The sequence below is a fragment of the Blautia sp. AM29-29 genome (genome assembly GCF_003480555.1).
GTDB lineage: Bacteria > Bacillota > Clostridia > Lachnospirales > Lachnospiraceae > Fusicatenibacter > Fusicatenibacter saccharivorans.
On record NZ_QUJD01000044.1, the window covers coordinates 703 to 2,934 of the forward strand.

Annotated in this window: 3 protein-coding genes; all 3 read right to left on the minus strand. The window is 44.4% G+C overall.

Translation table 11 applies throughout. From position 1 onward, the window contains the following. Positions 1 to 1,062: IS66 family transposase (tnpC, locus tag DW769_RS17015; RefSeq protein ID WP_243105480.1), on the minus strand; the 1,062-nt coding region annotated here is incomplete at its 3' end. A gap of 279 nt (positions 1,063 to 1,341) precedes the next feature. Continuing rightward, complete coding sequence (gene tnpB / locus DW769_RS16205; RefSeq protein WP_009243734.1) at positions 1,342 to 1,710, minus strand: IS66 family insertion sequence element accessory protein TnpB; 369 nt, start codon at positions 1,708 to 1,710, stop codon at positions 1,342 to 1,344. After that, a complete protein-coding gene (locus DW769_RS16210; RefSeq protein WP_117761182.1) occupies positions 1,700 to 2,101 on the minus strand; it encodes a hypothetical protein in 402 nt (133 codons plus the stop codon). The genes tnpB and DW769_RS16210 overlap by 11 nt, the downstream gene beginning before the upstream one ends. Between the last annotated feature and the right edge of the window lie 131 nt (positions 2,102 to 2,232).

A 2,232-nucleotide genomic window follows, 5' to 3' on the forward strand; every position in this document is an offset into this window, starting at 1 on the left:
AAACCTGCGCCTGCAGTGAACCCAGCAGCCTGCAATCTTCAGATTTTCACGCTTCTTTTCCAATGTATGATATACCTGGTACCCATCCGTAACACAGATCCCAGTGTAATCCCTCAGGAATTCCCGGGGATGGGATGCATTACGCGTTTTCTGGTATTCATAAAGGATGATCTGACGATCCCGGTACATAAAGCCGGACCGGTACACCCACATGTAACTCTGGCTGCCGGCAGGACGCCCGTCCTTATTTACAAGTACAGGAGTCTCATCTGCCTGTATCACATGATAATCATACAGAAGTTTATGCAGATAATCATACATGGTTCCCAGATATTCTTCCCCAAGACGGATCATCCAGTTCGCCATGTTCTGTCTGGTAATGGCAAGCCCGTACCTTTCGAATTCTTTTTCAAGACGGTAGAGAGGTACCGCATTTACATACTTACCATTTATGACTGCCGCAGCAAGGGACGGGGATACAAGGCTTCCATGAAGCAGATTTCTGGGATGGGGTGCCTTTATCATGTGTTCATCCAGTTTACTGGAATAAACGCCGATATGATGTTCCTCTATCACGACACTGGCCGGAATGAACTGATAACATCGGGAAATGGCATCCGGAAGCTGTTTCCATCCGTTTTCACCAAACTCAGCCGTCAGTTCTTCCTCTTTCAGATAGTGATCAATACGTTTTACTGTCAGCCCTGCTATATCAGCCGCTTTTTTCCCTGGCTGTTTTTTCTTTTTGGGTGCTTTCAATTCCAGGTCATCAGGTTCCGGTGCATCCAGGTCGCAGACTGCCTCTGCTTCATTAAAGAATACGATAGTCCCGTCCACTTCCATGAAACGTATCTGTTCAGAATCCGCCATTTTTTCGCTGGATCTGCCAAAACGGTTCTTCTGAAAAAGGACCATCTGTTCCATCATCAGCTGCATCCTGTCATTTAAGGCCTGCGTTTGCCTGGACAATTCTTCCATCTGTCCCTGCATCCCAAGAAAAAGCTCTATCAGCAGATCCTTATCAAACTTATTCAGTTGTTCTTTTGTGTACTTGATCGTCATAACCGGAACTCCTGTCTTTATACTGATTCCGATTATAACAGAATTTTTGTATTTCCGCCAATCCTTCAGATATGGGCTTTCGTCATAATGACGGTGGATAATACATCTGGAAAGCCGTTGTTTTACAGCTTTTCAGATGTATTATCCACAACAGTTTTTCTATTCACACGATAACAAATGGAATGAGAAAAGACTGTTTGTGGATAACCTTTTTCATCCGGTTGATACACATCATTTTTACAGTTTTGGTACTTTTTTATTTTCGGCATTTTGCACAGGCTACATAATGCGGGGTGTCTCTTTCAGCTCAGAGATCGGATGGCGTGCAACGATCTCCAGTCCCTGCATCAGCATACGGTACTGGTCGTCTGTGATCGCCATTGCCTCATCTGCCGAACGGGGCCACCGGAATGCACCATTATCGAGTCTCTTGTACATAAGGAGAAAACCATCGCCTTCCCAGAGCAGTGCTTTGATCCGGTCACATCTTCTTCCACAGAAAAGAAACAGTGTATTTTTGTCGTAAGGATCAAGCTTAAACTGAAAGCGTACGATCGTTGCCAGTCCATCGATCCCACGACGGAGATCCGTAAATCCCATCGCCAGATACACCTTTTTAAATCCGGAAGCATCTGCATCATTCAGCATGGGTAAAAGCCTTTATGAGATGGCAGAGCATTTCCGGTGAAGTACCGGAAAATATCTCAACTGACAGTCCCCTGGTATTTTTAATACGGATCATTGGCAGAGTTCCTGCCGAAATGCATGTACCGGATTCTTTTGAAGTATCTGTTTTCTTTGGATCTGGTGCAGGTGCGGGCAGTTCCACAAAAGCAGTGGTTTCTGTGTCCTGCATCTGATCCAGGTATATCTGCCTGACACGCCTGAGACGGTAATAATAGTTGGCTTTTGTAAGATTATTTTGGGTACACCAAGTTTCAACATCCATCCCTTTGGGACGGTTCTGACAATTCCGAATCTGTTCTGCCCATTGTCTGATCCTCACCTGCTGAGCTACAAGGCTGGTTTGCGTAGCCATAATATTCCTCCTCTGAATCATAGTCAGTTAAAAAAGTTAAGTACTAAACTTTTTTGACTATGTTATTTTGTTGAGTATGATTATGGCATAACTTGAAGTGAATAAAAAGGTACTCAGGTTCTACCGTTTAC